The organism is uncultured Microbacterium sp., from assembly GCF_937927635.1.
GTDB lineage: Bacteria > Actinomycetota > Actinomycetes > Actinomycetales > Microbacteriaceae > Microbacterium.
The window spans coordinates 1-25,001 of record NZ_CALBRW010000020.1; the positions used below are offsets into that span (position 1 = coordinate 1).

General features: G+C 69.0%; 25 protein-coding genes. 19 read left to right on the forward strand and 6 right to left on the reverse strand.

Annotation, left to right across the window (positions count from 1 at the left end):
* Nucleotides 1-306: 306 nt before the first annotated feature.
* Nucleotides 307-639, forward strand: a complete 333-nt coding sequence (locus Q0568_RS10450; protein WP_298866146.1) for a tryptophan synthase subunit alpha — start codon at nucleotides 307-309, stop codon at nucleotides 637-639.
* A gap of 90 nt (nucleotides 640-729) precedes the next feature.
* Here the strand turns inward: Q0568_RS10450 and trxA are convergent, their stop codons facing one another.
* The 3 genes from trxA to Q0568_RS10465 all read right to left on the reverse strand — a co-directional run bounded on the left by trxA (nucleotide 730) and on the right by Q0568_RS10465 (nucleotide 4,253).
* The gene (trxA, locus tag Q0568_RS10455) at nucleotides 730-1,053 is read right to left on the reverse strand and encodes a thioredoxin (protein ID WP_298866148.1); all 324 of its coding nucleotides are present in this window, start codon (nucleotides 1,051-1,053) and stop codon (nucleotides 730-732) included.
* 62 nt (nucleotides 1,054-1,115) lie between these two features.
* Nucleotides 1,116-2,069, reverse strand: coding sequence for a thioredoxin-disulfide reductase (gene trxB / locus Q0568_RS10460; RefSeq protein WP_298866151.1), 954 nt, complete (start codon nucleotides 2,067-2,069; stop codon nucleotides 1,116-1,118).
* A gap of 153 nt (nucleotides 2,070-2,222) precedes the next feature.
* Nucleotides 2,223-4,253, reverse strand: a complete 2,031-nt coding sequence (locus Q0568_RS10465) for a DUF6049 family protein (protein WP_298866153.1) — start codon at nucleotides 4,251-4,253, stop codon at nucleotides 2,223-2,225.
* 96 nt (nucleotides 4,254-4,349) lie between these two features.
* On the opposite strand from Q0568_RS10465, the gene Q0568_RS10470 reads away from it, so the two are divergent.
* The 3 genes from Q0568_RS10470 to Q0568_RS10480 are packed head-to-tail and all read left to right on the forward strand — an operon-like array spanning nucleotide 4,350 to nucleotide 7,535.
* Nucleotides 4,350-5,867 (forward strand): methyltransferase, encoded by a 1,518-nt coding sequence (locus Q0568_RS10470; RefSeq protein ID WP_366941398.1) that lies wholly within the window; start codon nucleotides 4,350-4,352, stop codon nucleotides 5,865-5,867.
* A gap of 28 nt (nucleotides 5,868-5,895) precedes the next feature.
* Nucleotides 5,896-6,954: an LLM class flavin-dependent oxidoreductase gene (locus Q0568_RS10475; protein WP_298866157.1), complete on the forward strand. Its 1,059-nt coding sequence runs from the start codon at nucleotides 5,896-5,898 to the stop codon at nucleotides 6,952-6,954.
* Nucleotides 6,955-7,001: 47 nt separating this feature from the next.
* A complete protein-coding gene (locus Q0568_RS10480) occupies nucleotides 7,002-7,535 on the forward strand; it encodes an AAA family ATPase (protein ID WP_298866158.1) in 534 nt (177 codons plus the stop codon).
* A gap of 7 nt (nucleotides 7,536-7,542) precedes the next feature.
* Here the strand turns inward: Q0568_RS10480 and Q0568_RS10485 are convergent, their stop codons facing one another.
* The gene (locus Q0568_RS10485; RefSeq protein WP_298866160.1) at nucleotides 7,543-8,787 is read right to left on the reverse strand and encodes an NAD(P)/FAD-dependent oxidoreductase; all 1,245 of its coding nucleotides are present in this window, start codon (nucleotides 8,785-8,787) and stop codon (nucleotides 7,543-7,545) included.
* A 75-nt stretch (nucleotides 8,788-8,862) separates the two neighbouring features.
* Here Q0568_RS10485 and Q0568_RS10490 point away from each other — a divergent pair, with 75 nt between their 5' ends.
* The 9 genes from Q0568_RS10490 to Q0568_RS10530 all read left to right on the forward strand — a co-directional run bounded on the left by Q0568_RS10490 (nucleotide 8,863) and on the right by Q0568_RS10530 (nucleotide 20,243).
* Complete coding sequence (locus tag Q0568_RS10490) at nucleotides 8,863-9,453, forward strand: TetR/AcrR family transcriptional regulator (protein ID WP_298866163.1); 591 nt, start codon at nucleotides 8,863-8,865, stop codon at nucleotides 9,451-9,453.
* 10 nt (nucleotides 9,454-9,463) lie between these two features.
* Complete coding sequence (locus Q0568_RS10495; protein ID WP_298866165.1) at nucleotides 9,464-10,909, forward strand: CCA tRNA nucleotidyltransferase; 1,446 nt, start codon at nucleotides 9,464-9,466, stop codon at nucleotides 10,907-10,909.
* 164 nt (nucleotides 10,910-11,073) lie between these two features.
* Nucleotides 11,074-12,705 carry an ABC transporter substrate-binding protein gene (locus Q0568_RS10500; protein ID WP_298866167.1) on the forward strand — a complete coding sequence of 544 codons (1,632 nt, stop codon included), beginning with the start codon at nucleotides 11,074-11,076 and terminating at the stop codon, nucleotides 12,703-12,705.
* Nucleotides 12,706-12,785: 80 nt separating this feature from the next.
* Complete coding sequence (locus Q0568_RS10505; protein ID WP_298866169.1) at nucleotides 12,786-13,868, forward strand: ABC transporter permease; 1,083 nt, start codon at nucleotides 12,786-12,788, stop codon at nucleotides 13,866-13,868.
* A gap of 28 nt (nucleotides 13,869-13,896) precedes the next feature.
* Complete coding sequence (locus tag Q0568_RS10510) at nucleotides 13,897-14,925, forward strand: ABC transporter permease (protein WP_298866398.1); 1,029 nt, start codon at nucleotides 13,897-13,899, stop codon at nucleotides 14,923-14,925.
* Nucleotides 14,922-16,643, forward strand: coding sequence for an ABC transporter ATP-binding protein (locus Q0568_RS10515; protein WP_298866171.1), 1,722 nt, complete (start codon nucleotides 14,922-14,924; stop codon nucleotides 16,641-16,643). The genes Q0568_RS10510 and Q0568_RS10515 overlap by 4 nt, the downstream gene beginning before the upstream one ends.
* Nucleotides 16,644-16,791: 148 nt before the next feature.
* The gene (locus Q0568_RS10520) at nucleotides 16,792-18,105 is read left to right on the forward strand and encodes a helix-turn-helix domain-containing protein (protein ID WP_298866173.1); all 1,314 of its coding nucleotides are present in this window, start codon (nucleotides 16,792-16,794) and stop codon (nucleotides 18,103-18,105) included.
* Nucleotides 18,106-18,224: 119 nt separating this feature from the next.
* Entirely contained in the window at nucleotides 18,225-19,772 is a 1,548-nt protein-coding gene (locus Q0568_RS10525; protein ID WP_298866175.1) for an aldehyde dehydrogenase family protein, read from the forward strand.
* 66 nt (nucleotides 19,773-19,838) lie between these two features.
* The gene (locus tag Q0568_RS10530; RefSeq protein WP_298866178.1) at nucleotides 19,839-20,243 is read left to right on the forward strand and encodes a DUF779 domain-containing protein; all 405 of its coding nucleotides are present in this window, start codon (nucleotides 19,839-19,841) and stop codon (nucleotides 20,241-20,243) included.
* A 3-nt stretch (nucleotides 20,244-20,246) separates the two neighbouring features.
* Here Q0568_RS10530 and Q0568_RS10535 read toward each other — a convergent pair whose 3' ends face one another.
* Together Q0568_RS10535 and Q0568_RS10540 are read right to left on the reverse strand one after the other, a co-directional pair.
* Nucleotides 20,247-21,431, reverse strand: coding sequence for a hypothetical protein (locus Q0568_RS10535; protein WP_298866180.1), 1,185 nt, complete (start codon nucleotides 21,429-21,431; stop codon nucleotides 20,247-20,249).
* On the reverse strand, nucleotides 21,428-22,393 hold the full coding sequence (locus tag Q0568_RS10540) for a hypothetical protein (protein ID WP_298866182.1): 966 nt from the start codon (nucleotides 22,391-22,393) through the stop codon (nucleotides 21,428-21,430). The genes Q0568_RS10535 and Q0568_RS10540 overlap by 4 nt, the downstream gene beginning before the upstream one ends.
* An 86-nt stretch (nucleotides 22,394-22,479) precedes the next feature.
* Here Q0568_RS10540 and Q0568_RS10545 point away from each other — a divergent pair, with 86 nt between their 5' ends.
* The 6 genes from Q0568_RS10545 (at nucleotide 22,480) to rplI (ending at nucleotide 24,996) form a co-directional block, all read left to right on the forward strand.
* Nucleotides 22,480-22,686: a type II toxin-antitoxin system VapB family antitoxin gene (locus Q0568_RS10545; RefSeq protein WP_298866183.1), complete on the forward strand. Its 207-nt coding sequence runs from the start codon at nucleotides 22,480-22,482 to the stop codon at nucleotides 22,684-22,686.
* A complete protein-coding gene (locus Q0568_RS10550; protein ID WP_298866185.1) occupies nucleotides 22,683-23,123 on the forward strand; it encodes a PIN domain-containing protein in 441 nt (146 codons plus the stop codon). The genes Q0568_RS10545 and Q0568_RS10550 overlap by 4 nt, the downstream gene beginning before the upstream one ends.
* A 203-nt stretch (nucleotides 23,124-23,326) precedes the next feature.
* A complete protein-coding gene (gene rpsF, locus Q0568_RS10555) occupies nucleotides 23,327-23,695 on the forward strand; it encodes a 30S ribosomal protein S6 (RefSeq protein WP_298866187.1) in 369 nt (122 codons plus the stop codon).
* 5 nt (nucleotides 23,696-23,700) lie between these two features.
* Complete coding sequence (locus tag Q0568_RS10560; protein ID WP_298866189.1) at nucleotides 23,701-24,207, forward strand: single-stranded DNA-binding protein; 507 nt, start codon at nucleotides 23,701-23,703, stop codon at nucleotides 24,205-24,207.
* A 70-nt stretch (nucleotides 24,208-24,277) separates the two neighbouring features.
* Nucleotides 24,278-24,532, forward strand: a complete 255-nt coding sequence (gene rpsR, locus Q0568_RS10565) for a 30S ribosomal protein S18 (protein ID WP_071641238.1) — start codon at nucleotides 24,278-24,280, stop codon at nucleotides 24,530-24,532.
* An 11-nt stretch (nucleotides 24,533-24,543) separates the two neighbouring features.
* A complete protein-coding gene (rplI, locus tag Q0568_RS10570) occupies nucleotides 24,544-24,996 on the forward strand; it encodes a 50S ribosomal protein L9 (protein ID WP_298866191.1) in 453 nt (150 codons plus the stop codon).
* Nucleotides 24,997-25,001 lie beyond the last annotated feature (5 nt).

Genomic DNA, 25,001 nt, shown 5'->3' on the forward strand with positions numbered 1-25,001 from the left:
GAGCGAGCGCAGCGAGTCGAAACGAGTTCTCGTGCGGGCTCGGGCATTTCGTCTCCTCGCTTCGCTCGTCGCTCAATGACCGGTCGTTGAGCGAGCGCAGCGAGTCGAAACGAATACGCTGCTTGTTTCACGTGAAACATCGCTCCGCACACGCCCGCTGGCATCCGTTTTGATCCGCATACCTCTGAGTACGCCACGAACTGCGAAATGACGATCCCAGCGGTCCGCCCGGCAGTGACACACGCGGTTCTCCACAGGCGAAGCGTCGACACCGCCAGATCGGCGGGCCGCGTTTAGGCTGGAACGGTGACAGATTCCGTTCCACGCCGTGCGAGTCTCGAGGTGCTCCGCGCTGAGGCATCCGACGAGCTCGCGGTGCTGATCCAGGAGCGACTCCGTGCCGGCGAGGACCCGTGGGACTTCATGGAAGAACTCCCCAGCATCGATGAGCTGGTCGTCTACCTGCTGCGCGCCGAGAACATCAAGGCCAACGACGGCGTGCGTCCGAATGCCGCGCGCCACTACCGTGTGCTGCGTCAGATCGCGCTGGAGTACCCGGGTCTGACGAAGACGGTGTGGGGGATGCTGGGGGAGCGGCGCCACCGTCGCTGGGATCCCACTGTCGCCGACGCGTCCTGAGTCACCGGCATCCGAACGCAGAAGAAGCCCGCCACCTCGAAAGGTGACGGGCTTCTCGACGCTTCGACAGGCTCAGAGCCCCGAAGGCGCTCAGCCGATGAACGCGGCCAGGTCCTGCTCGAGCGCGAACTTCGGCTTGGCGCCGATGATGGTCGTCTTGACCTCGCCGCCCTGGAACACCTTCATCGCGGGGATCGAAGTGATCTGGTACTTCATCGCGAGGTTGGGGTTCTCGTCGACGTTGAGCTTGAGGACGGTGAGCTTCTCCGAGTGCTCGGACTGGATCTCGTCGAGGATGGGCGAGACCATCCGACACGGACCGCACCACGCGGCCCAGAAGTCGACGAGCACGGGTCCTTCGGCCTGGAGGACGTCCTGCTCCCAGGTCGCCTCGGTGGTTGCCTTGGCAGTCATGATTCTCCTTAGTTGGATGTCACCCGGTGCAACACCGGATGCAGGTCAGGTGTTCCGAACGATCAGTTGGCGGCCGCAGCCACGGGCACGGCATCCGCGAGCCCGGCGAGGAAGTGCTCCACGTCGAGTGCGGCGACCACGCCGGATCCCGCCGCGGTGGCGGCCTGGCGGTAGGTGGGGTCGATCACGTCGCCGGCGGCGAAGACGCCGGGCTGCGAGGTGCGCGACGAGCGGCCGTCGACCCAGATGGTGCCCTCGGGCGTGAGCTCGAGCTTGTCGTGAACGAGGTGCGTGCGCGGGTCGTTGCCGATCGCGACGAACACGCCCTGCAGGTCGAGTTCGCGGGTGGAGCCGTCGACCGTGGAGCGCAGCCGCACGCCGGTGGTCTCGAACTCGCCGAGGATCTCGTCGACCTCGCTGTTCCAGATGAACTCGATCTTCGGGTCGGCGAACGCGCGCTCCTGCATGATCTTCGAGGCGCGCAGCGTGTCCTTGCGGTGGATCACGTACACCTTCGACGCGAAGCGCGTGAGGAACGTGGCCTCTTCCATCGCGGAGTCGCCGCCGCCGACGACGGCGATGGCCTTCTCGCGGAAGAAGAAGCCGTCGCAGGTGGCGCACCAGGAGACACCGTGTCCGGAGAGCCGCTCCTCGCCCTCGATGCCGAGCTTGCGGTAGGCGGAGCCGGTCGCGTAGATCACGGCGGATGCCTCGTGCTCAGCGCCCGTGCCCAGCACGACCTTCTTGACCGGACCGTCGAGCTCCAGCGAGACGACGTCGTCGTAGACGACCTCGGTGCCGAACTTCTCGGCCTGCTCCTGCAGCTTGACCATCAGATCGGGGCCCTGGATGCCCTCCGGGAAGCCCGGGAAGTTCTCCACATCGGTGGTCTTGGTCAGCTCGCCGCCGACCTCGACGGAGCTGGCGATCAGCAGGGGCTGCAGGTTGGCGCGCGCCGCGTAGATGGCGGCGGTGAACCCGGCCGGTCCCGAGCCGATGATGATGACCTGACGCATGTGCTCTCCTCTGCCGGCGAGTGCGTCACCAGGACGCAAGGAACCCGCCACGACTGCTTCAACCCATGGTAACCGCGCGGCATTCCCCTCCGCTGACCGCGACCGCTGACTGCCCGAGCCGACCACCCCAGCTGGCCACCCCAGTTGACCCGCTCAGCCCGCGGCATCCGCTTTGCGACGACGCCGCCGTACCGTGCGGATCAGACCGAGCACGAACAGCAGCGCGATCACGCCGCCGAGGATGCCCAGGCCGATGCCCTCCCAGTCGGCGCGCAGCGTGACTTCGGCGACGGCCGGCTGCGAGATCGGCACGCCCGTCGCGCTGGTGAGTCGGAAGTGCACCTTCACCTCGCCGCTGGCCACGCGCGCCGAGATGGGAACGTCCACGCGCGTCGTGCCGTCAGCGAGAGCCTCGACCGTGGTCAGGGGCTGGATGTCGAGACGGGGCTGGGACGGCTCGCTGTTCAGGACCACGTGCACGTCCCACGGCAGCTCGTTGCGCACCCACACCGGCAACGGCGCCGCGGAGGTGATCAGCTGCACGGGCTTGGGGCGCTGGATGCTGACCGAGTTCAGCAGCTTCTGCACGTGCGCGGCACGATCCGAGACGGCGGTGGCGAACTGCTTGTCGCTGAGTCCGACGGCGATGGTCCGCAGGATCCGGATGCGCTCGGGCGCCAGCATCAGCGCCGGGGTGTCGAGGATCGACGAGAACGTCACCAGCTGCTGCTCGCCCGCCAGCATGGACGTCAGCGCGGTCGGGCGCACGGTGTCGGCCGTAGTGACCAGAGCAGCGGATGCCGCGGGCGAGGACTTCAGCGACGACAGCCGCACGCCCGGCGTGGCGAAGGCGCTCAGCAGCTCGCGCAGCGCGACGGGCGACCGCGTCTCGGAACGGTTCAGCCCCACCAGCACGGTGGGGGATGCCTGGGATGCGAAGTAGAGGTGCCCGGCGGCGCCGGCGATGCCGAGGTCGATACGAGTGGGGTCAGTGAGCTGCGCGGTCTGGGACAGGTGCGAGGAGACGTCGGCATCGGTCACCAGGATGCTGTGCCCGTCGACCTCTGCGTGGGAGCCGACGGAACCCTGCAGCGATGTGGAGGGCAGGATCGTGGTGACGGCGTCTCCGAGATACCCGCCGAAGGTCGCCAGATCGGAGGCCGTGACATCCGATCTGGGCCACAGCACATCGGTGTCCGCGCTGCTGATCGCGGACAGCGACGAGGTGCTCGGCGCGGTGGGGGAGGGTGTGCCGATCGGTGTGGGGGCGGGCGTCGGGAAGTCCGCGGCATCCAGCAGGGGAGTGAGGTCGGGAGTGGCCAGCAGCGTCTTCTGGCCCGCGTGCGCCTGCGTGGTGGCATCCGCATCGCCGAACTGCAGCATCACGATGTCGTTGGGCAGTCTCTCCAGGCGTGTCAGCCATGCCACCGCGCTCTGCGGCGCGCGGATTCCCAGCACGCGGATGGCGGCGGGGATCGCCGGATCGACGGCGATGATGGCCGGGGCGTCCGTGAGGGCGTCGAGCTGACCCGTGAGCATGCCGTCGGGCGCCGTCAGGTCGGCCAGCTCGTCGGCGCTCAGCAGCGCGCCCGAGGCCGGCGTCGCGGTGATCGGGACCACCACGCCGACGGTCCGCGCGGTGGGGCTGATCACCAGCACCGACCTCGCCGACAGGTTCCAGGCCACCCCGCCTTCGGTCGTCGCACCGCTGAGCAGAGCCTTGACGGCGTAGACCCCGGCGCTGAGGTCGCCCAGATCGGAGGAGTCCGCGAGGGCGCCGACCTCGACGCTGTCTCCCGGTCCGACCTTCGGCGACGGCTCGGTGGTGACGGAGCGGAACGCGCCGGTCGCCGTGCCGTCGGCGAGCCAGGCATCCAGTGCCGCGTCGTTCGCGAGCGGCGCGGGATCGATCTCCAGCGCGACGGAGCCCGCGCTGAGCTCGTCGGGGGTGGTGTTGGAGATGGTGATCGTGCTGACCAGCGACCCGCCGGGCGCGATGCGCGCCCCGGTGCCGGTGGAGACGGCGAGTTCGACGGTGGCCGACTCCGTCTTCGGGGCATCGGCAGCGGATGCCGGTGACGCGCCGCCCAGGAGCACCGAGCCGACGACGAGTACCGCGGCGAGTCGGCTCAGCAGCCTACGCGCGCGCGGGCGGAGGCCTTCGCGGGGGGAGAACGCAGTCATGGTGTGTCGTCGTCCGTGCGAATCGAGCGCGCGGACGACGCCCCGATTCTATTGGGCGCGCCGCGGGGAACCCTGAAGGCGCGTAAAGTGACGGCCGTGCCGGATCGTGCCCACCCCCGCCCCGATTCCGTTCTGCTGCAGGCGCTGGCCGCCGATCTGGATGCTGCGGACTTCCGCTCCGAGCCGCTGCGCCGGCTCTGGGGCGAGGAGGCCGACGATGCCCTGGCCCGCGGACTGCGTGAGCCGATCCTCCGCGCCATCGCCGGCCGCGAGGACGCTCTGGCCACGCTCGGCCGCCTGTGGGTGCTGGGGATGCCGCAGCCGCACCGCGCCGTGGAGTGGGCCGTGCCCCGCACGGGCGTGGACGGCCTGGTGGAACTGGGTCTGGCCGCGACCGAGGGGCCCGATGTCGTGCCTCTGGCCGTCATCCGCCCGCAGTCGTTCGTGGATGCCGACGGCGTCGGCGAGTGGTGGATCGCCAGCGACCTCGATGAGATCGCGCTGGGCACCTCTCTTCCCGCCGATCACGTGCTGGGCGTTGGCGGTGCCTCGCGGACGCTGGCCGAACTGATCATCCCCGCTCCCGTGGAGCGCGCCCTGGACCTGGGCACCGGATGCGGCATCCAGGCGCTGCTGGTGTCGCGGCACGCGCGGCAGGTCGTGGCGACGGACATCTCCGAGCGCGCACTGGCCTTCGCCGCCGTGAACGCGCGCCTGAACGGCGTGCACAACGTCGAGTTCCGCCATGGCAGCATGTTCGAGCCGGTCGAGGGCGAGACGTTCGACCTGATCGTCTCCAATCCGCCGTTCGTCATCACGCCGCGCGTGAACGACGTGCCCGAGTACGAGTACCGCGATGGCGGGCTGATCGGCGACGCGCTGGTCGAGCAGTTCCTGCGTGCGGCCCCGTCGCGGCTGACACCGGGTGGGGTGGCGCAGCTGCTGGGCAACTGGGAATCGCGCGCGGGCGTGGACGGGCTGGACCGGGTGCGCTCCTGGATCGGCGAGGAGCTGGATGCCTGGGTCATCCAGCGCGAGCAGCTCTCGCCGCTGGCGTACGCGGAGCTGTGGATCCGCGACGGCGGCACGCTGCCGAGGGATGCCGGGTTCACGCGGCTGCTGACCGCCTGGCTCGACGACTTCGAGTCGCGCGAGGTGACGGCCATCGGGTTCGGGTACATCCTGCTGCGGAGGGGCGACATCGAAGGTTCCGAGCCCCTCCGCCGCTTCGAGACGATCACCCAGTCGGTGTCCAACCTCGGCCGGGCCCTGCTCGCGGGGCTGGTCGCACACGACGAGCTCGCCGACGGCATCCCGGATCGCCTGCTGGTGGCCGCCGACGTGACCGAGGCTCGGCACCACCTGCCCGGCGACGACGCACCCAGCGTGATCGAGCTTCGTCAGGGCGGCGGGTTCGCCCGGACCATCGGCGTGGACCCCGCGCTGGCGGGTTTCGTGGGCGCCTGTGACGGCGAGCTGACGGTGATGCAGATCGTGCAGGCCCTCGCCGACCTGTTCGAAGTGCCGCTGACCGACCTCTGGGCGGACCTGGAGCCCCGCATCCGCCGACTCATCGAAGACGGCCTGCTGCTGCCCGCGGATGCGGCGGAATAGCATCCGGATCCATGCGGTTGCATAGAGCATGAAGGCTTTCGGGTTCCTCTCCTTCGGGCACTACGCGGATGTGCCCGGCTCGCTCACGCGCACGGCGGGCGACATGCTGCGCCAGACGATCGAGATCGCGGAGGGCGCCGACGAGATCGGCGTGAACGGCGCGTACGTGCGCGTGCACCACTGGGCGCGGCAGTCGGCATCCCCGATCCCGCTGCTGACGGCCATGGCCGCGCGCACCAAGCGCATCGAGGTCGGCACCGGCGTGATCGACATGCGATACGAGAACCCGTTCCAGTTCGCCGAGGAGGCCGCGGCGCTGGACTACATCGCCGACGGCCGCATCGCACTGGGTGTGAGCCGGGGGTCACCCGAGACCGCGCTGCGCGGCTACGAGACCTTCGGCTTCCACGACGGCGAGGACCCGGAGCGCGGCAGCGTGATGGCCCGCGAGAAGTTCGACCTGTTCCTGAAGATCATCGACGGGGAGCGCATCGCGCCCGGAGATCCGCGCATGGTCGGCGCCGGGCAGTACCTGTCCATCGAGCCGCACTCGCCCACCCTGCGCGACCACATCTGGTGGGGCGCGGGGTCGCGGGCGACCGCGGAGAGCACCGGCCGGATGGGCCTGAACCTGATGAGCTCCACGCTGCTCACCGAGGCCACCGGGCAGCCGTTCCACGAGCTGCAGCGCGAGCAGATCGACATGTTCCGCGCCGCCTACAAGGAGGCAGGGCACACCGGCGCTCCGCGCGTCTCGGTCAGCCGCAGCGTGTTCCCGCTGGTCAGCGACAAGGACCGCGCCTACTTCGGCCTGCGCTCCGAGGACAGCCACGACCAGATCGGCATCATCGACGGGCTGCGCTCCACGTTCGGCAAGACCTACGCCGCCGAGCCAGACGTGCTCATCGAGCAGCTGAAGGCCGACGAGGCCGTGATGGCTGCCGACACCCTCATGCTGACGATCCCGAACCAGCTGGGGCCGGAGTACAACGTGCACGTGCTGCAGGCCTTCGCCGAGCACGTCGCCCCGGCGCTGGGCTGGAAGCCGAACACAGAAGGACCGGTGCAGGGCGACCCGATCGCGTAGCAGGCATCCACCGGCTTCCATCGCGGCGGCGCGAGTACGCTCGCGGAATGCGCATCGTCGTCTCGGGCACCCACGCCAGCGGGAAGAGCACCCTGATCTCGGACTTCGCGCTGGGGCATCCGGGGTTCACGGTCCTGCCCGATCCGTTCGAGCTGCTGGACGAGGCGTCCGATGCGCCGGGCGCGGCGATGATCTCGGCGCAGCTGCGCCTGAGCGCGGAGCGCCTCCGCGAGGAGACCGCAGCCGATCTGATCGCCGAGCGCGGCCCGATCGACTTCCTCGCCTACCTGCTCGCGCTCGCCGACCTGACCGGTGACGACTTCCCTGACGGATACCTGGAACGGATGACCGCGCTGACCGCCGATGCCCTGCGCACGGTCGACCTGCTGGTCGTGCTGCCGCTGAACGATCGCGACGTCATCGAGGTCGGCGCCGAGGAGCACCCCGCGCTGCGCACCGCGATGGACGGCATCCTGGGGGAGCTCATCGACGACCCCGACATCGTTCCGGCGGGCGTGCGGGTGGTCGAGATCACCGGCGATCCGCGCACGCGGCGGGAGCTGCTCGAACAGGCGCTGTGACAGACCTTCAGCGCATGCGAGCCTGCTGAGCGGCCAGCAGTGCCTCCGGGTCGGGGCGTGCGGCGACGAGCCGCACGATCGGCCCCAGCACGGACTGCACGCTGAGCATCCGCATCGTCGTCTCGCGCAGCCAGGCGGTGAGCCGTCCTCTGCGGAACATCAGACGGGCCAGCACCCGCGAGTTCGCCTGCGCGGCCTCCACGCGGGGGCGCTCCGCGCGCTCCCACGCGGCCAGCAGTCCGGGCAGCGCGTCGGGCGCCGCGCCCGCGAGCATCCTGCCCATCAGCCAGGCGGATTCGATCGCCATCCCCGCGCCGATCCCGGCCGTCGGCAGGAACCCGGCCGCGGCGTCGCCGAGCAGCACGCCGTGCGGCAGCACCCAGTGCGCGACTCCGGCGTCCTCCAGCCTCCAGAGATACGGGTCGGGCGCCGCCGCGACCGCGGCGAGAGCCTCGTCCAGCCGAGGGCCGATGTCGTCGACGCGGGATCGCACGGATGCCGCGAATGCGGTCGGTCCCCCTGCGAGGTCGGCATCCGGTCCGCCGAGGAACACGCCCAGCCGGCCCTTCACCGGATACGCGCCGAGGAAGAATCCGTCGCCCCAGAGTTCCTCGCCGAGGGCGGAGTCGCCGCGCTCGTCCGCCCAGGCGACCCAGCCCGACCAGCCCGTCCTCGCGACGTCGAGCGGTCCTGCCCCCAGCACGTCGCGCATGCGGGAGCGGATGCCGTCGGCGCCGACGACGAGGTCGAATGAGGCTTCGCCGATCGCCCGGCCCTCCCGGCCGACGAACCGCGCCGTGCCGCCGGCTCCCCGAGCCGCGCCGGTGACCGCGTCGACGGTCGTGCCCAGGGTCACCGGGCATCCGTCGTGCGTGAGCACCTCGATCAGCGCCTCGCGGGAGATGCCGAGGGAGTCGCCGTAGGCGCCCAGCAGTTCGCTCATCGAGTCGGTGCGCAGCGTCTTTCCGCGATGGGAGCGGAACGCGTAGCGAGCCATGGGCGTGCCTGCCGCGAGGTACTCGTCGTGGATGCCGAGGTCGATGAAGGCCTGGTCGACAAGGGGCATCAGGGCCAGCATGTAGCCGGGATGGTCGAAGGCCGGCATCCGGTCGACCAGCGCGGGGTGCAGCCCGTCGCGGCGCAGCAGTTGCGCGAGAGTGGTGCCGGCGACGCCCGCGCCGACGATGAGCACCCGCAGGCGGTCGTCGCGCTGGGCGCCGAGCTGGTTCGCCAGTGGCGTGTCGATGAGCATGCTCCTCCTTTGGACCACCTGGTCCATTCACGACTGTACGCCGCCTTGGACTGGGTGGTCCAGTAGGTTGGGATCGTGACCGCTCTGACTGGACCGCATCGCGACGCCCTCATCGAGGCCGCCATCGCCGAGTTCACATCCGCCGGGTTCGAGGGCGCCTCGCTGAACAGGATCATCCGGGCCGCAGGGCTCAGCAAGAGCTCGTTCTACCACGCGGCGGCCTCCAAGGCCGAGCTGCTGGATGCCGTGGTCGAGAGCCTCGTCGACGATGTGCGCGCGCAATGGACGGCTCCCGCGCCGGTCGAGTTCGCGGAGGAGGAGTTCTGGCCGCAGGTGGATCGCGTCCTCTCCGACCTGGGCGCGCTGACCGCAGAGAATCGCGCCCTCGGGCTGCTGGGCAGCATCTTCTACCTTCCGGCCGGTGCGGGGGCGGATGCTCGCACGACCCTGCTCGAGACCGTGCGCACCTGGGTGGCGGAGGTCCTCCACGTCGGCGTCGAATCCCATGCCGTGCGCGACGACCTCCCGGCCGACGCGCTGGTCGCCGCCGCGTTCGGCATGCTGCGAGGGCTGGACGAGTGGGCGCTGGCCGCAGGGCTGCCCGAGGTCGCGGCATCCGCTCCCGGCATGCTGCTGCGCTCCATGCTGCAGCACCCGCCCCGGTAATCTGGAGATCATGCTCAATATGGCCGAAGGACTGGAACGTCTCGGCGCGCTCGCCGCGAATCCCGTCGTCTCGGCCCTCGCTTCAGCCTTCGCGGATGCCGGGTTCGAGCTGGCGGTCGTCGGCGGCCCCGTGCGCGATGCGCTGCTGGGCCGCAGCACCCACGACCTGGACTTCACCACGAACGCGCGGCCCGATGACATCCTGCGGATCGTCAAGCCGCTGGCATCCGCGCACTGGGACATCGGCCGCGCCTTCGGCACGATCGGCGCGCGCGTGCAGGGCGAGCAGGTCGAGATAACCACCTACCGCGCCGACAGCTACGACGGCCTCACCCGCAAGCCCGTCGTCGAGTTCGGCGAGAGCATCGACGGCGACCTGCTGCGCCGCGACTTCACGGTCAACGCCATGGCGCTGCAGGTGGCCGTGCCCGGACAGGCGCCGATCTCGAAGCTCATCGACCCGACCGGCGGCGTCGAGGACCTCGTCGCCGGCATTCTGCGCACCCCCATCGACCCGAGCGTGAGCTTCGGCGATGACCCGCTGCGGATGCTGCGCGCGGCGCGCTTCGCCGCGCAGCTGGAGTTCGGCATCGACGCGGAAACCCTCACCGCTATGGAGCAGCTGCGCCAGACGCTCAGCATCGTCAGCCCCGAGCGCGTGCAGGGCGAGCTCATCCGCCTCATGCAGACCGACGATCCCGTGCGGGGCCTGCGCGTGCTGGTGGACACCGGCCTGGTCGAGCAGTTCCTGCCCGAGGTCAGCGCGCTGCGCCTGGAGGTGGACGAGCACCACCACCACAAGGACGTCTACGAGCACTCGCTGACCGTGGTGCGCCAGGCCATCGACCTGGAGCATGCGCGGCATCCGGGCGCCGAGCCCGACGTGCCGCTGCGCCTGGCCGCCCTGCTGCACGACATCGGCAAGCCCCGCACCCGCAAGCTCGAGCCGGGCGGCGCGGTCACCTTCCACCACCACGACGTGGTCGGCTCGCGCATGGCGCGCAAGCGCCTGCAGGCGCTGCGCTTCGACGGCGCGACGACGGATGCCGTGGCCCGTCTCATCGAGCTGCACCTGCGCTTCTTCGGCTACGCCGAGGGCGCCTGGACCGACAGCGCCGTGCGGCGCTATGTGCGGGATGCCGGTGAGCTGATCGACCGGCTGCACATCCTGGTGCGCGCCGATGTCACCACCCGCAACAAGCGCAAGGCCGCACGTCTGGCATCCGCTTACGACGACATCGAGCGCCGCATCGAGGAGCTTCGCGAGCAGGAGGAGCTGGACAGCATCCGCCCTGAGCTCGACGGCAACCAGATCCAGCAGATCCTCGGCATCCCGCCCGGCCGCGAGGTGGGCGAGGCCTACAAGTTCCTGCTGGAACTGCGGCTGGACGAGGGCGTGATCGGACCGGATGCCGCCGAGCGGCGCCTGCGCGAGTGGTGGGCGAGCCGGTCCTGATCAGGCCATTACGAGACGCCGCGACCGGAATCGTGCGAGTGTCGGTCTCGTCACGATCCTGACCGAGCGGTTGGGTATGTCCCATGCTCCTGAGTAGATTTGAGCCCATGCCGCGTCCATCACGAGCGCGGAAACCGAACACCCGAACCATCACAGGGCAGGTTATGTCAATGAAGATCTCCAGGGGCCGACTCGGCCTCGCCATCGGCGCGCTCAGCGTCGCGGCTGTTGTTCTGTCCGGCTGCGCCACCAGCACCGGCGGATCCGATGAGGGCAGCAGCTCGGGTGGCGGTGACCTGATCGTCGGCACCACCGACAAGGTCGTCTCGCTCGACCCGGCCGGCTCCTACGACAACGGCTCGTTCGTCGTCATGAACCAGGTCTACCCGTTCCTGCTCAACAGCAAGTACGGCGACGCCACGGTCAGCCCCGACATCGCGGAGTCGGCCGAGTTCACCTCGCCGACCGAGTACACGGTCAAGCTCAAGAAGGGCCTGAAGTTCGCCAACGGCCACGAGCTCACCTCCAGCGACGTGAAGTTCACGTTCGACCGCATGGTGAAGATCAACGACCCGAACGGTCCCGCCTCGCTGCTGGGCAACCTCGCCTCGGTCGCGGCCCCGGACGACACCACCGTGGTCTTCACGCTGAAGAACGGCAACGACCAGACCTGGCCGCTGATCCTCTCCAGCCCCGCCGCTCCCATCGTCGACGAGGAGGTCTTCTCGCCCGACGCCGTCACTCCCGACGCCGACATCGTGAAGGGCGACGCCTTCGCCGGCCAGTACACGATCGACTCGTACAAGCTCAACGAGCTGATCTCGTACAAGCCGAACAAGGACTACCAGGGCAACCTCGGTCCCGCCCAGAACACCGGCATCCAGGCGAAGTACTACGCCGACGCCTCCAACCTCAAGCTCGCGATCGGCAACGGCGACATCGACGTGGCCTTCCGCAGCCTGTCGGCCACCGACGTGGAGAGCCTGAAGGGCAACAGCAAGGTCAAGATCGTCGACGGCCCCGGCGGCGAGATCCGCTACATCGTCTTCAACTTCGACACCATGCCGTTCGGCGCCAAGACCGCCGAGGCCGACCCGGCCAAGGCGCTCGCCGTCCGCCAGGCCATGGCCGACCTGATCGACCGCAACGCCGTCGCGAAGGACGTGTACAAGGACACCTACAGCCCGCTGTACTCCTTCGTGGCCGACGGCATGCCCGGCGCGACGACCGTCCTGAAGGACATGTACGGCGACGGCAACGGCGGACCCGACCAGGCGAAGGCCGAGAAGGTGCTGAAGGATGCCGGCATCACCGCGCCCGTCACGCTGAACCTGCAGTACAACGGCGACCACTACGGCCCGTCGTCGGGTGACGAGTACGCCGCGTACAAGACGCAGCTCGAGAAGGGCGGCCTGTTCAAGGTCAACCTGCAGCAGACCGAGTGGGTGCAGTACTCCAAGGACCGCTCGGCCGACGTGTACCCGATGTACCAGCTGGGCTGGTTCCCGGACTTCTCCGACCCGGACAACTACCTGGCGCCGTTCTTCATGAAGGACAACTTCCTCGCCAACCACTACGACAATCCCGCTGTCAACGACGCCATCGTCCAGGAGCAGACCGAGACCGACCAGGCCAAGCGCCTGGAGGAGATCGGCCAGATCCAGGAGATGGTCGCCAAGGACCTCTCCACCCTGCCGATCCTGCAGGGCAAGCAGGTCGCGGTCGTGGGCAAGAACGTGCAGGGCACCACGCTCGACGCCTCGTTCAAGTTCCGCTACGCGCCGCTGAAGAAGTAACGCGTTCCACAATCGGGGGTGCTGCTCACGCAGCGCCCCCGATTGCGCTCGCCCCCAGAACGTAGAAGTTAGGTACCCATATGGCCGTCGATGCCGGCGCTGCCCTCGCCCCCGTCCAACCGCGAAGCAAGTCCAAGGGCGGTGGCGGCCTGTGGCGCTACATCCTGGTCCGGCTCGTGCTGATCATCCCCACGGTCTTCATCCTGGTGACGACCGTGTTCTTCCTGATGCGGATCACCGGTGATCCCATCACGGCCGCGCTCGGCGGCCGGTTGCCGGCCGACCAGCTCGCGCAGCGCATCCACGAGGCCGGCTACGACCGGCCGCTGATCGTGCAGTACGGCGATTACCTCGCCGGCATCCTGCACGGCGACTTCGGCACCACGATCACCGACCGCCGCCCGGTCACCGCGATCCTGCTGCAGTACGGCTCGGCCACGCTCGAGCTCGCGATCTACGCGCTCATCGTCGCCCTGATCATCAGCATCCCGCTCGGCCTGATCGCCGCCTACCGCCGCGACCGCTGGCAGGACGCCACGCTGCGCGTGATGGCGATCCTCGCCTACGCCACCCCGATCTTCTTCGCCGGCCTGCTGCTCAAGCTCGTCTTCTCGGTGTGGCTGGGCTGGCTGCCGGTCTCCGGTCGCGGGAACACCCGCACCGAGCTGCTGATGAGCGGCATAGACACGCCCACCGGCCTCTACCTGCTCGACGCGATACGGCTCGGCAACGGCCCCGCCATCGCCGACGTGCTGCAGCACGCGATCCTGCCGGCCGTCGCACTGGGACTGCTGACGGCAGGCGTGTTCCTGCGCCTGATCCGCACCAACGTCATCGGCACGCTCGGACAGCAGTACGTCACCTCGGGCCGCTCCCGCGGCGTCAGCGAGTACCGGCTGCTGACCAAGCACGCGTACCGTCCGGCACTCATCCCCATCATCACGGTGATGGGCATGCAGATCGCCCTGCTGTTGGCGGGCGCCGTGCTGACCGAGACGACCTTCGAATGGAAGGGCATCGGCTTCATGCTCGCCGAGTACCTGAAATCGCGCGACTTCGTCGCCGTGCAGGGCATCGTCGTGATGATCGCCGTCGTGGTGGCCGTGACGAACTTCATCGTCGACATCGTCGCCGCGTTCATCGACCCGAGGGTGAGGTACTGAGATGAGCATCCCTGATTCCTACGACGAGATGCCCACCCCCAGCACCTCGGCGCTGGCCGCCGTCCCCGTGCGGAAGAAGAGCTGGGTCGAGAAGACCCCCGTGCTCAAGGAGCTGCGGCAGAGCGTCGGACTGCAGCGCGGAATGCTGGTGACGGGCCTGGTGATCACGGTCGCGTTCATCCTCGTCGCCGTCCTCGCCCCCGTGCTCGCGCCGTACTCGTGGGCGCAGCAGCAGACCGCCGACGGGCAGTCGTTCGGCACCCAGCAGGCGCCGAACGCGCTGAACATCCTCGGCACCACGGTCTCGGGCTTCGACGTGCTCTCCCGCGTGCTGTGGGGTGCGCAGACCGCGCTGCTGGTGATCATCGCCGCCATCGCGTGCTCGATCTTCATCGGCATCGCACTGGGCCTGATCTCCGGCTACTTCGGCGGCTGGCTGGACCGCATCCTGGTGGTCATCGCAGACGCCATCTACGCGTTCCCGTCGCTGCTGCTGGCCATCGTGATGTCCATCGTGATCAGCCGCGGCCAGTCCACGCTGTGGGGCGGGATCATGGCCACGGCCATCGCCATCACCGTGGTGTTCGTGCCGCAGTACTTCCGCGTGGTGCGCTCCGAGGTGGTGCGCGTGCGAGCCGAACCGTTCGTGGACTCGGCCAAGGTGATCGGCGTGCCGACCACCCGCATCCTGCTGCGCCACGTGCTGCGCAACTCCACCCGCTCGCTGCCGGTGATCATCACCCTGAACGCCTCCGAGGCGCTGCTGACCCTGGCCGGCCTGGGCTTCCTGGGCTTCGGCATCGAGGCCACGGCCGCCGCCGAGTGGGGCTACGACCTCAACCGCGCCATGGGCGACGTGACCAGCGGCATCTGGTGGACCAGCGTGTTCCCCGGCGTCGCCATCGTGCTGGTGGTGCTGGGCGTGACCCTGGTGGGCGAGAGCCTGAACGACCTCGCCGACCCGCGCCTGCGGTTGCGTCGCCGTGCGGGCGGCAAGAAGAAGTCGGGTGCTGCGGATGCCGGATCCGGCGCCGCGAGTGAAGGAGCACAGTCGTGACCGACGTCGCAGACAAGAGCACGGTCGCCGAGATCCGCGACCTGAGGGTGGTCTTCGCCACCGATGACGAGCCCGTCGTCGCCGTCAAGGGCATCTCGCTGAGCGCCCACGCCGGCGAGGTGCTGGCGATCGTCGGCGAGTCCGGCTCGGGCAAGACCGTCACCGCGAACACCCTGCTGGGGTTGCTGCCGGAGACCGCCACCACCTCGGGAGCCGTGATCGTGCGCGGCCGCTCGGGCGATGAGACCGACATCGTGCACGCGAGCCATCACCGCATGCGCGAGATGCGCGGACGCGATGCGGCGATGGTGTTCCAGGAGCCGTCCACGGCGCTGAACCCGGTGTACACCGTGGGCTGGCAGATCACCGAGGGTCTTCGTGCGCACACGAAGATCTCCAAGAAGAAGGCCCGCGAGCGCGCGATCGACATGATGCAGCGCGTGGGCATCCCGGATGCCGCCACGCGCGTCGACGACTATCCGCATCAGTTCTCCGGCGGCCAGAAGCAGCGCATCGTGATCGCGATGGCGCTGGTGCTGGATGCCGGCCTCATCATCGCCGACGAGCCGACCACCGCGCTGGACGTCACGGTGCAGGCCGAGATCCTCGACCTGCTGCGCACGGCGCGCGACGAGTTCGGCGCGACCATCGTGCTCATCACGCACAACATGGGCGTGGTGGCCGACCTGGCCGACCGCGTCGTGGTGATGTACCAGGGCGACATCGTGGAGCAGGCGCCGGTGCGCGAGCTGTTCGCGAACCCGCGCGAGGAGTACACCAAGAAGCTGCTGGCGGCCGTGCCGCATGTGGGGCAGGGCAAGTCGGCTGCCGGTTCCGCGGGCGTTCTGACCGAGCCGGACGTCGCCCCGCACACTGCGCCGCCGGTGCCGGAGGGCTCGCTGATCGTGGCATCCGCCGCCGAGATCGGCTACCCGGGCCGGTTCGGCCGCAACGCGGTCGTCGCCGTCAAGGGCGTGGACTTCCACGTCGGACCCGGCGAGGTCGTGGGTCTGGTCGGCGAGTCCGGATCGGGCAAGACCACCATCGGCCGTGCGGTCGTGGGACTCACCACGGTGCTGGGCGGCTCGCTGACCGTGCTCGGCCAGGAGATGAACGGCGTCAAGAACCGCACGCTCAAGCCCCTGCGGCCGCAGATCGGGTTCGTGTTCCAGGATCCTGCCACCAGCTTCAACCCGCTGCTGTCGATCGCGGAGTGCATCGCCGAGCCGCTGATCGTGCACGGCCGGGCAGCGAACATGCAGGCCGCGCGTCCGCGCGTGAACGAGCTGCTGGATGCCGTGCGGCTGCCGACCAGCTTCGGCGACCGCTACCCGCACGAGCTCTCCGGCGGTCAGCGTCAGCGCGCCTCGCTGGCCCGTGCCCTAGCGCTGGACCCGAAGCTGCTCATCGCCGACGAGCCGACCAGCGCGCTGGACGTGTCGGTGCAGGCCACGGTGCTGGAGCTGTTCGTGCAGCTGCAGGCCGAGCTGGGCTTCGCGTCGCTGTTCATCAGCCACGACCTGGCCGTGATCGACGCGGTCTCCGATCGCATCATCGTGCTGCAGCAGGGCCGGATCAAGGAGCAGGGCACCACCGCACAGGTGCTCGGCGACCCGCGCGACCCGTACACCCGCGAGCTGCTGGCCGCGCTGCCCGTGCCCGACCCGGTCGAGCAGGCCGAGCGCCGGGCGCTCTGGGAGTCCGTGCGCAGGCACTGAGAGCCGCTGCGAGTCGCCCAGAACCGGAGGATCGCCGAGATCCGGAGAGAAAACGGCAAAATCCTCCGGTTCCCGGACGTCCTCCGGTTCTCAGCTGCGGGGCACCGACCTACACTGGGCACATCCGTCAGTGCCGATCGGAGGTCGCATGCCGTCTTCCTGGTCCTCTGCGCGCGACCCTCAGGCGTCGCGCCTGATCATCGAACGCGCGCACGAGGAGCTCGTCGCGGGCAATCTCGACGACCACCGGCTGCAGCAGGTGCGTCCGCTCATCAGGGCGTCCTGGCAGCGCGCCTGGCAGGACAGGGTCGGCGCGGAGGGCCTGCCGCCGATCGATCTCACCGGGGAGCTCCTCGAGGAGTATCGCTCGCAGCATCCGCTGTCCGGTGCGATCGACCTGATCCGCTCCCTGCTGCTGCCGGGATCCGCCGACGACTCCGGTGTCGTGGTGGCCGTCGGTGACCACGCCGGCCGCCTGCTGTGGGTGGAGGGAGACCTGAGCCAGCGGATGCTGTCAGGCGAGATGGGGTTCGTGGAGGGCGCGAACTGGTCAGAGACGACGGTCGGCACGTCGGCGCCGGGTACGGCCCTGACGCTCGGCGAATCGGTGCAGATCCATCACGCCGAGCACTACAACCGGCTGGTGCAGCCGTGGTCGTGCACGGCGGCGCCGGTGTTCGATCCCGAGACGCATCGGATCCTCGGGGTTCTGGACGTCACCGGCGGTGAGGAGGCGGTGACGCCGCAGGCGCGGATGCTGGTGGACGCCACGGCGCGCGCGGTGGAGTCGCAGCTGATGATCGCACGGCTGCGGGAGCGGGCCGCTCCGCGGGCGGCATCCGCTCCGCCCCGCACGCTGCACCGGACCAGGGCCACCCTGCAGGTGCTGGGCAGGGACCGGGCACGGCTGGAGGTGATCGGCGACGGCGGAGAGTCGATCATCGAGCTCAGCGCCAGGCACGCCGAGATCCTGCTGATGCTCGCCACCCACCGTCAGGGACTCTCCGCGGAGCGGCTGGCCGAGCTCGTGTACGGCGAGGGCGCCTCTGCGGACACGCTGCGCCCGGAGATGGTGCGGCTGCGCAAGGTGCTCGAACGCGTGTCGCCCGAACTGGTGCCGCAGTCCCGGCCGTATCGGCTCTCCGCGCAGCTGGAGACGGACGCCCAGAACGTGCTCTCGCTGCTGGACCGAGGGGCGCACCGGGTGGCGCTGAGCGCCTACCCCGGACCGGCGCTGCCCGACTCCGACGCACCCGGCGTCGTGGAGCTGCGGGAGAGCCTTCGCGGCACCCTGCGCGAGACGATGCTCAGCGAGGCGAGCATCGACGTGCTGCTGGCGTACGCGGACATCCCCGAAGGCGCCGAGGATGCCGAGGTGCTGAGACTGTGCCTGGAGATGCTGCCGGCGCGCTCGCCGCGCAGGGCGGGGCTGGTCAACCGGATCGCCAGGCTCGACGAGTAGGCGCGTCGCGGGCGCTGCAACTCGATGCAACGTGACGCACGGGGGTGCAACCCGCCTCGCCGTACCTTCTGAGGACAGCCGTGCGGCACCGATGCCGCGGCCCGTCGAAGGAGACCACGATGACCATCGTCGAAGAGGACGTGTCCACCGCCTACGCCGCTCCGGGTCAGCCCGGCGCCGTTGCGAACTATCGCCCGCGTTACGGGCACTACATCGGCGGCGAGTTCGTCGATCCCGTCAAGGGCCAGTTCTTCGAGAACATCAGCCCCGTCAACGGCAAGCCGTTCACCGAGGTCGGCCGGGGCACCGTCGAGGACATCGACCGCGCCGTCGACGTGGCGTGGCGGGCGTTCGAGTCGTGGAAGCGCACCACGCCCGCCGAGCGATCGGTGATCCTGAACCGGATCGCCGATCGCATGGAGCAGCATCTCGAGGAGATCGCGGTCGCCGAGACCTGGGACAACGGCAAGCCGGTGCGCGAGTGCCTCGCCGCCGACATCCCCCTGGCCATCGACCACTTCCGCTACTTCGCCGGCGTCCTGCGCGGGCAGGAGGGCGGCATCAGCCAGATCGACGAGAACACGGTCGCGTACCACTTCCACGAGCCGCTGGGTGTCGTCGGCCAGATCATCCCGTGGAACTTCCCGATCCTGATGGCGACGTGGAAGCTGGCGCCCGCGCTGGCGGCGGGCAACTGCATCGTCATGAAGCCGGCCGAGCAGACGCCGGCATCCATCCTCTTCCTCTTCGACATCATCGGGGATCTGCTCCCGGCCGGCGTCGTGAACATCGTCAACGGCTTCGGCATCGAGGCGGGCGCCCCGCTCGCGCAGCACAAGCGCATCCGCAAGGTCGCGTTCACCGGCGAGACCACCACGGGCCGGCTGATCATGCAGTACGCGTCGCAGAACCTCATCCCCGTCACCCTTGAGCTCGGGGGCAAGAGCCCCAACGTGTTCTTCGAGGACGTCGCGCGCGAGGACGACCCGTTCTACGACAAGGCGCTGGAGGGCTTCACGATGTTCGCCCTCAACGGCGGCGAGGTGTGCACCTGCCCCTCGCGCGCGCTTGTGCAGCGCTCGATCTACGACGAGTTCGTCGCCGACGGCATCGCCCGCGTGGACAGGATCATCCAGGGCAACCCGCTGGACCCGTCGACGATGATCGGCGCGCAGGCGTCCAACGACCAGCTGGAGAAGATCCTCAGCTACATCGACATCGGCAAGCAGGAGGGCGCGAAGCTGCTCACCGGCGGCGAGCGGGTCGACCTGGGCGGGGATCTCAGCGGCGGCTACTACGTCGCTCCGACGGTGTTCGAGGGCACCAACGACATGCGCATCTTCCAGGAGGAGATCTTCGGCCCGGTGCTGGCGCTGACGAACTTCGCCGACTTCGATGACGCGATCTCGATCGCCAACGACACCCTCTACGGGCTGGGCGCCGGCGTGTGGAGCCGCAGCGGCGACACCGCCTACCGCGCCGGCCGGGCCATCGAGGCCGGGCGCGTGTGGACCAACACCTACCACCAGTACCCGGCGCACGCCGCCTTCGGCGGATACAAGCAGTCGGGTATCGGCCGGGAGAACCACAAGATGATGCTCGACCACTACCAGCAGACCAAGAACCTCCTGGTCTCGTACGCGGAGGGCCCGATGGGCTTCTTCTGATCGACCATCCGGGCGGGGCCGTGCGGCTCCGCCCGGATTCCATTCACGCAGGAGGGAAGAGGGCTCATGGTCAGCATCGGCAGGTACGAGCGGGTGGATGTCACGGATGCCGCGGCATCACTCATCCGCGATCTCACGACGCAGCACGGCCCGTTGATGTTCCACCAGTCGGGCGGATGCTGCGATGGGTCTTCGCCCATGTGCTATCCGGTCGGCATGTTCATCACGGGGCCGAGCGATGTGAAGCTCGGCGATCTCGACGTGGGGCTGGACGCCCCAGTGGAGATGTTCATGTCGGAGTCGCAGTTCGAGTACTGGAAGTACACACACCTCACCGTCGACGCGGTGCCGGGCCGCGGCGCGGGGTTCAGCGTGGAGGGCCCGACCGGGATGCGGTTCCTCACCCGATCGAGAATGCTGAACGACGCGGAGTTGGAGTATTTCGGGCTCGCACCCGCAGGCAACCCCTGATCGTCAGCGCAGGAACAGGACCCCGAGCACACCGAAGAACTGCGGCAGGATCATGAAACCGACCACCACGGCGAAGATCACGATGGTCAGCCACGGCACGCTCCTGTGCAGCCGGCGTCCCTGCAGGGCCACGCCCGGCGGCGGCGCCAGCAGTCCGGCGGGTGCGGCGAAGGGCAGCGGAGCGGATGCCGGCGATCCGACCGGCCCCGGCGCGGATGCCGACGACTCGGCCATCCCCGGCGCCGGCGCCTGCGCCTGCGCCGCGCGGAGCCGGTCGTCGCGCCAGCGCGCCCACTGGTCGAACTTGGTCATCAGCGCGCCCACGGCGTTGAACAGCCACGCCCAGGTCGCGGCATCCGTCGTCGAGGCCGCCCGCCGCATGTACAGGAACATCCAGTCGTCGACGATCTCCACGTCCAGCTGTGCGGCGTTGTCGATGAAGCGCGCCATGATGTCGGGCGTGAACAGGTACAGCGCGTCGGCCTCGTAGCCCTGGGGGCAGTACAGCGTGAAGTGCTGGTCGAAGTCGCCCTCCAGCGACAGCCGCTGGTCGCGCGAGAACGAGGCGGGCAGGTTGGTGCCCAGGGTGTTGTTGCCCAGGGCATCCAGCACGATGTTCGGCAGCGGCACATCCAGTTTGACGGCCACGTACCCCCAGTGGTGCGTCGAGCGGTTCTTGCCGGAGCCCGTCGAGTACCGGTAGTTGCCGAATTCGACGAATCGCGGTGTGTGCCCGCGCACCAGCTGTGACGCCACCCGGCTGTCGCCGAGCTGGAAGATCATGCCCGGCAACGCGGGATTCGCGATCTCGTGCTCGTAGGTCATGGCGTTGGCCTGGGCGAACCGCGCGATGCGGAACGCGTTCGTGCGGTTGCGGCGCATCGACGCGACGCCGATCGGGATGCCGATCGCCAGGAACAGCACCACCAGCACCAGCGGCAGCACGAACCCACCGCTGATCCCGCCGTGCGCGAGACCACCGCCGGCGATCCCGAAGACCGCGACGCCGATCAGCGGCATGATCGTCATGACGACGAACACGCCGGCGATCACCCAGCCGATGACGGTCACCGTGCTGGTCGGGTGGGTGGCGCGGATGCCGCGCCAGAACGCGCTGACGGCTCGCGGGTCGACGGGGTCGGTGAGCGGGCGCGCATCGAACGGGTAGGTCTGGGCGGGGATGGTCATCCGTTCACCTCGTCCCCCTGCCAGCCGAGGTCTGCATCCGCCGGCACCGGCATCGCCTCGACGGCGGGGTCCGCGCAGATCTCGGCCACCAGCGCGGCCGAGCCCGCCACGATCGTCGAGTCGAAGTCGATCTCGCTCACCAGCACCCACGCACGGTCCTCGGGCCAGATCAGGCTCGGATGCTGCGCAGACGGCGCGAACCCGTGCTCCTCGGCCTCGGCGTCGCGCCACGGCGCGTCGAGGATCCAGTCCGGGTCGGCGAACGCCCGCGGTGGCGCGGAGAACAGCACGTGCTCGCGGTCCGGCAGCTGCAGGCGGGGGCCGCGCGAGATCTCCTCCGACAGGATGCCGGGCTGCCAGGTCTTCTTGCGGTAGTCATCCTCGAAAGGGTTGTGGATGCTGCGCTCCAGCAACTGTTCGTGTGCGGGCGCGTCGAAGGAGAAGAACCGCCGCGAGGGCGTCTGCCCCATGAACCCCAGCAGGCCGCCCCATCCCGCCCAGAGCGCGGCGAACCCGGCATCCGGAGTCGACGTGTGCGCGATCAGGTGCGAGGCGACGGACGCCAGCAGCTCGGGCGGCATCGAGCCCTCCTCCGGAGAGGTGAACTCGCGGCCGTCCGGCGCCACTCGCGTGCGCCAGTCCTCGCCGTCCGGCGCGCGGACCAGCCGCTGCCACTGCGCGAGCGGATGCAGGGCCGTACCGAACGCCTCGGCGGTCTGCGCCCACGTCGTGGTCTCGTCGATGTAGGTGCCGTGCAGCGCATCGCGCTCGGCATCCGGCATCCGCTCGTACTCGGCCTGCGTGGGAACCGCGCGGTCGGGGAGAGAACGCAGGCACGCCGGGTGAAAGACCCGCGCGTAGGCGTCGTACCCGCGGGGCACGACGCTCTGCGTCGTCTGGGCCCCGGCGTCCAGCAGCTCGCGCAGCCAGTCCCCCCGGGAGGGGTCGTCGATCCACTCCATGCGTCAACGGTACCCGCGGCGCTCGTGCGCTCCCGTACATGAGGCGTATATACTGAGATGGAAGGTATGGATATATGGAGCCCGGAATGACGAAGACGCTCATCGACATCGACGACGCGCTGCTCGCGCGCGCCATGCGCCTCACCGGGGCGACCACGAAGAAGGCCGCAGTCAACGACGCTCTCGGGCAGGTCGTGCGCAGGTTCGAGGCTCTCGGCTACATCGACATGATCCGCGCTGGAGTGGCGGTCGACCTCGATGACGCACAAGTGATCGAGGACGCGCAGCGTTGAGCCGCGTCTTCCTCGTCGACAACTCGGTGATCCAGCGTCTGCACCGGTCCGACGAGGTCGCCGCTTCTCTCGTGGATCTGCTGGCACTGGGAGAGCTGGGCGGATGCCTGCCCCAGCTGCTCGAGGAGGGATACTCGGCCCGCTCGGGCGAGGAGCATCGCCGGATCCTGGATGCCAACACGCGGGCGAAGGTCTTCCTGCAGGCGGATGCCGAGGTGGCCGAGATCGCGATCGATCTGCAATCGCGGCTCTTCGCGGCAGGTCTCGGCCGGGCGGTCGGTGTGAGCGATCTGCAGATCGCCGCCACGGCGATTCGGCACACGAGAGGGGATCGTCTCGTCTCGGTCGTGCATTACGACGCCGACTTCGAACAGCTGGCCGGCATCGCCCCGGAGCTTCACCAGCAGTGGATCGTGCCGCGCGGCAGCGTGGACTGACCTGGCATGATCGTGGGGTGACCGAGACCACGACGCTGCCCTCGTCGCTTGCAGGCCACGGTCAGCGGCATCCACGCTCTTCGGCTAGACTGTTGTGGTTGTCTGCCCGGCGGCGCCCTGCCGAAGGAGCGGACGACATGCAGCACACCCTCCTGCTTCCGGGAAAGTCCCGGGAGCCGTTCTAGTCCGAAGGAGGTGGGTAAGTGACGCACCAGTACGAGCTCATGGTCATTCTGACTCCCGAGCTGGACGAGCGCCAGGTTGCCCCCAACCTCGACAAGTTCCTGAAGGTCATCACCAACGATGGTGGCACGGTGGACAAGGTCGATGTCTGGGGCAAGCGTCGTTTCGCCTACGAGATCAACAAGAAGACCGAGGGCATCTACGCCGTCGTGAACTTCACCGCGACGAGCGAGGCCACTGCCGAGCTCGACCGTCAGCTGAAGCTGAGCGAGCTCATCTTCCGCACCAAGGTCCTGCGCGCCGAAGAGGCACAGGCGATGGTCGCGGCTGAGGCCAAGCGCGCCGCCGCCAAGGCTGCTCGCAAGCCCAAGACGGCAGTCAAGGCGTAAGCACCATGGCCGGCGAAACCGTCATCACCGTGGTGGGCAACCTCACCGCAGACCCCGAGCTGCGCTATACGCAGAACGGCCTGCCGGTGGCGAACTTCACCATCGCCTCGACCCCGCGCACGTTCGACCGTCAGGCCAACGAGTGGAAGGACGGCGACGCGCTGTTCCTCCGTGCGTCGGTGTGGCGCGAGTTCGCCGAGCACGTGGCGGGCTCGCTGACGAAGGGCATGCGCGTCATCGCGCAGGGCCGTCTGCGTCAGCGCTCCTACCAGGACCGCGAAGGCAACAACCGCACGGCGATCGAGCTGGAGGTTGACGAGATCGGTCCGTCGCTGCGGTACGCGACGGCACAGGTCACGCGGGCCGCGTCGAACGGCGGTGGCGGAAGCTTCCAGGGCGGCGGCAGCCGTCCCCAGCAGCAGGTCTCGGAGGAGCCGTGGTCCACGCCCGGCTCGTCGAGCGCTGACGCATGGAGCACCCCGGGCAGCTTCGGCGACGACACCCCGTTCTAAATCTGCAGGTACTGGGCCCCCGAGCGTGTCGACGGGGCGCAGCATCCGAAATTCTTCTTAAGGAAAACTCATGGCTGGAAAGTCGAGCGGCGACCGCCGCAAGCCGCGGAAGGGTGGCAAGCCCACCGCTCCCGCGAAGTCGATCCGCGTGGGCGTCATTGACTACAAGGACGTCGCAACGCTTCGCAAGTTCATCTCCGAGCGCGGGAAGATCCGCGCCCGCCGTATCACCGGTGTCTCGGTCCAGGAGCAGCGTCTGATCGCCAAGGCGATCAAGAACGCTCGCGAGATGGCCCTGCTGCCCTACGCCGGCGCCGGCCGTTAAGGGGTACGAACATGGCAAAGCTGATTCTCACGAACGAGGTCGCCGGGCTGGGCAGCGCCGGTGACGTCATCGAGGTCAAGAACGGGTACGCCCGCAACTACCTCATCCCCCAGGGCTTCGCGGTCGCATGGACCCGCGGTGGCGCCAAGCAGGTCGAGTCGATCCAGGCAGCCCGCAAGGCTCGCCAGATCCACGACCTCGACGAGGCCACGGCTCTGAAGAACAAGCTCGAGGGCACCAAGGTGCGCCTGGCCGTCAAGGCCGGCGCTCAGGGTCGCCTGTTCGGCTCGGTGAAGACGGCCGACGTGGCCGACGCTGTCGCCGCCGCCGACCTCGGCTCGATCGACAAGCGCAAGGTCCACTTCGCCGCACCCATCAAGGTGACCGGCGAGCACGAGGCCACCGTGCGTCTGCACGACGACGTCGTCGCCGTGATCACCCTTCAGGTGGTCGCTGCGAAGTAATTCGA

What these genes read in the sequence shown, in the direction of transcription:
- trxA (WP_298866148.1), bottom strand. Translation starts at nt 1,053, where the DNA reads ATGACTGCCAAGGCAACCACCGAGGCGACCTGGGAGCAGGACGTCCTC.
- trxB (WP_298866151.1), bottom strand. Translation starts at nt 2,069, where the DNA reads ATGCGTCAGGTCATCATCATCGGCTCGGGACCGGCCGGGTTCACCGCC.
- Q0568_RS10465 (WP_298866153.1), bottom strand. Translation starts at nt 4,253, where the DNA reads ATGACTGCGTTCTCCCCCCGCGAAGGCCTCCGCCCGCGCGCGCGTAGG.
- Q0568_RS10475 (WP_298866157.1), top strand. Translation starts at nt 5,896, where the DNA reads ATGAAGGCTTTCGGGTTCCTCTCCTTCGGGCACTACGCGGATGTGCCC.
- Q0568_RS10480 (WP_298866158.1), top strand. Translation starts at nt 7,002, where the DNA reads ATGCGCATCGTCGTCTCGGGCACCCACGCCAGCGGGAAGAGCACCCTG.
- Q0568_RS10485 (WP_298866160.1), bottom strand. Translation starts at nt 8,787, where the DNA reads ATGCTCATCGACACGCCACTGGCGAACCAGCTCGGCGCCCAGCGCGAC.
- Q0568_RS10495 (WP_298866165.1), top strand. Translation starts at nt 9,464, where the DNA reads ATGCTCAATATGGCCGAAGGACTGGAACGTCTCGGCGCGCTCGCCGCG.
- Q0568_RS10500 (WP_298866167.1), top strand. Translation starts at nt 11,074, where the DNA reads ATGTCAATGAAGATCTCCAGGGGCCGACTCGGCCTCGCCATCGGCGCG.
- Q0568_RS10505 (WP_298866169.1), top strand. Translation starts at nt 12,786, where the DNA reads ATGGCCGTCGATGCCGGCGCTGCCCTCGCCCCCGTCCAACCGCGAAGC.
- Q0568_RS10510 (WP_298866398.1), top strand. Translation starts at nt 13,897, where the DNA reads ATGCCCACCCCCAGCACCTCGGCGCTGGCCGCCGTCCCCGTGCGGAAG.
- Q0568_RS10520 (WP_298866173.1), top strand. Translation starts at nt 16,792, where the DNA reads ATGCCGTCTTCCTGGTCCTCTGCGCGCGACCCTCAGGCGTCGCGCCTG.
- Q0568_RS10525 (WP_298866175.1), top strand. Translation starts at nt 18,225, where the DNA reads ATGACCATCGTCGAAGAGGACGTGTCCACCGCCTACGCCGCTCCGGGT.
- Q0568_RS10530 (WP_298866178.1), top strand. Translation starts at nt 19,839, where the DNA reads ATGGTCAGCATCGGCAGGTACGAGCGGGTGGATGTCACGGATGCCGCG.
- Q0568_RS10535 (WP_298866180.1), bottom strand. Translation starts at nt 21,431, where the DNA reads ATGACCATCCCCGCCCAGACCTACCCGTTCGATGCGCGCCCGCTCACC.
- Q0568_RS10540 (WP_298866182.1), bottom strand. Translation starts at nt 22,393, where the DNA reads ATGGAGTGGATCGACGACCCCTCCCGGGGGGACTGGCTGCGCGAGCTG.
- Q0568_RS10545 (WP_298866183.1), top strand. Translation starts at nt 22,480, where the DNA reads ATGACGAAGACGCTCATCGACATCGACGACGCGCTGCTCGCGCGCGCC.
- Q0568_RS10560 (WP_298866189.1), top strand. Translation starts at nt 23,701, where the DNA reads ATGGCCGGCGAAACCGTCATCACCGTGGTGGGCAACCTCACCGCAGAC.
- rpsR (WP_071641238.1), top strand. Translation starts at nt 24,278, where the DNA reads ATGGCTGGAAAGTCGAGCGGCGACCGCCGCAAGCCGCGGAAGGGTGGC.
- rplI (WP_298866191.1), top strand. Translation starts at nt 24,544, where the DNA reads ATGGCAAAGCTGATTCTCACGAACGAGGTCGCCGGGCTGGGCAGCGCC.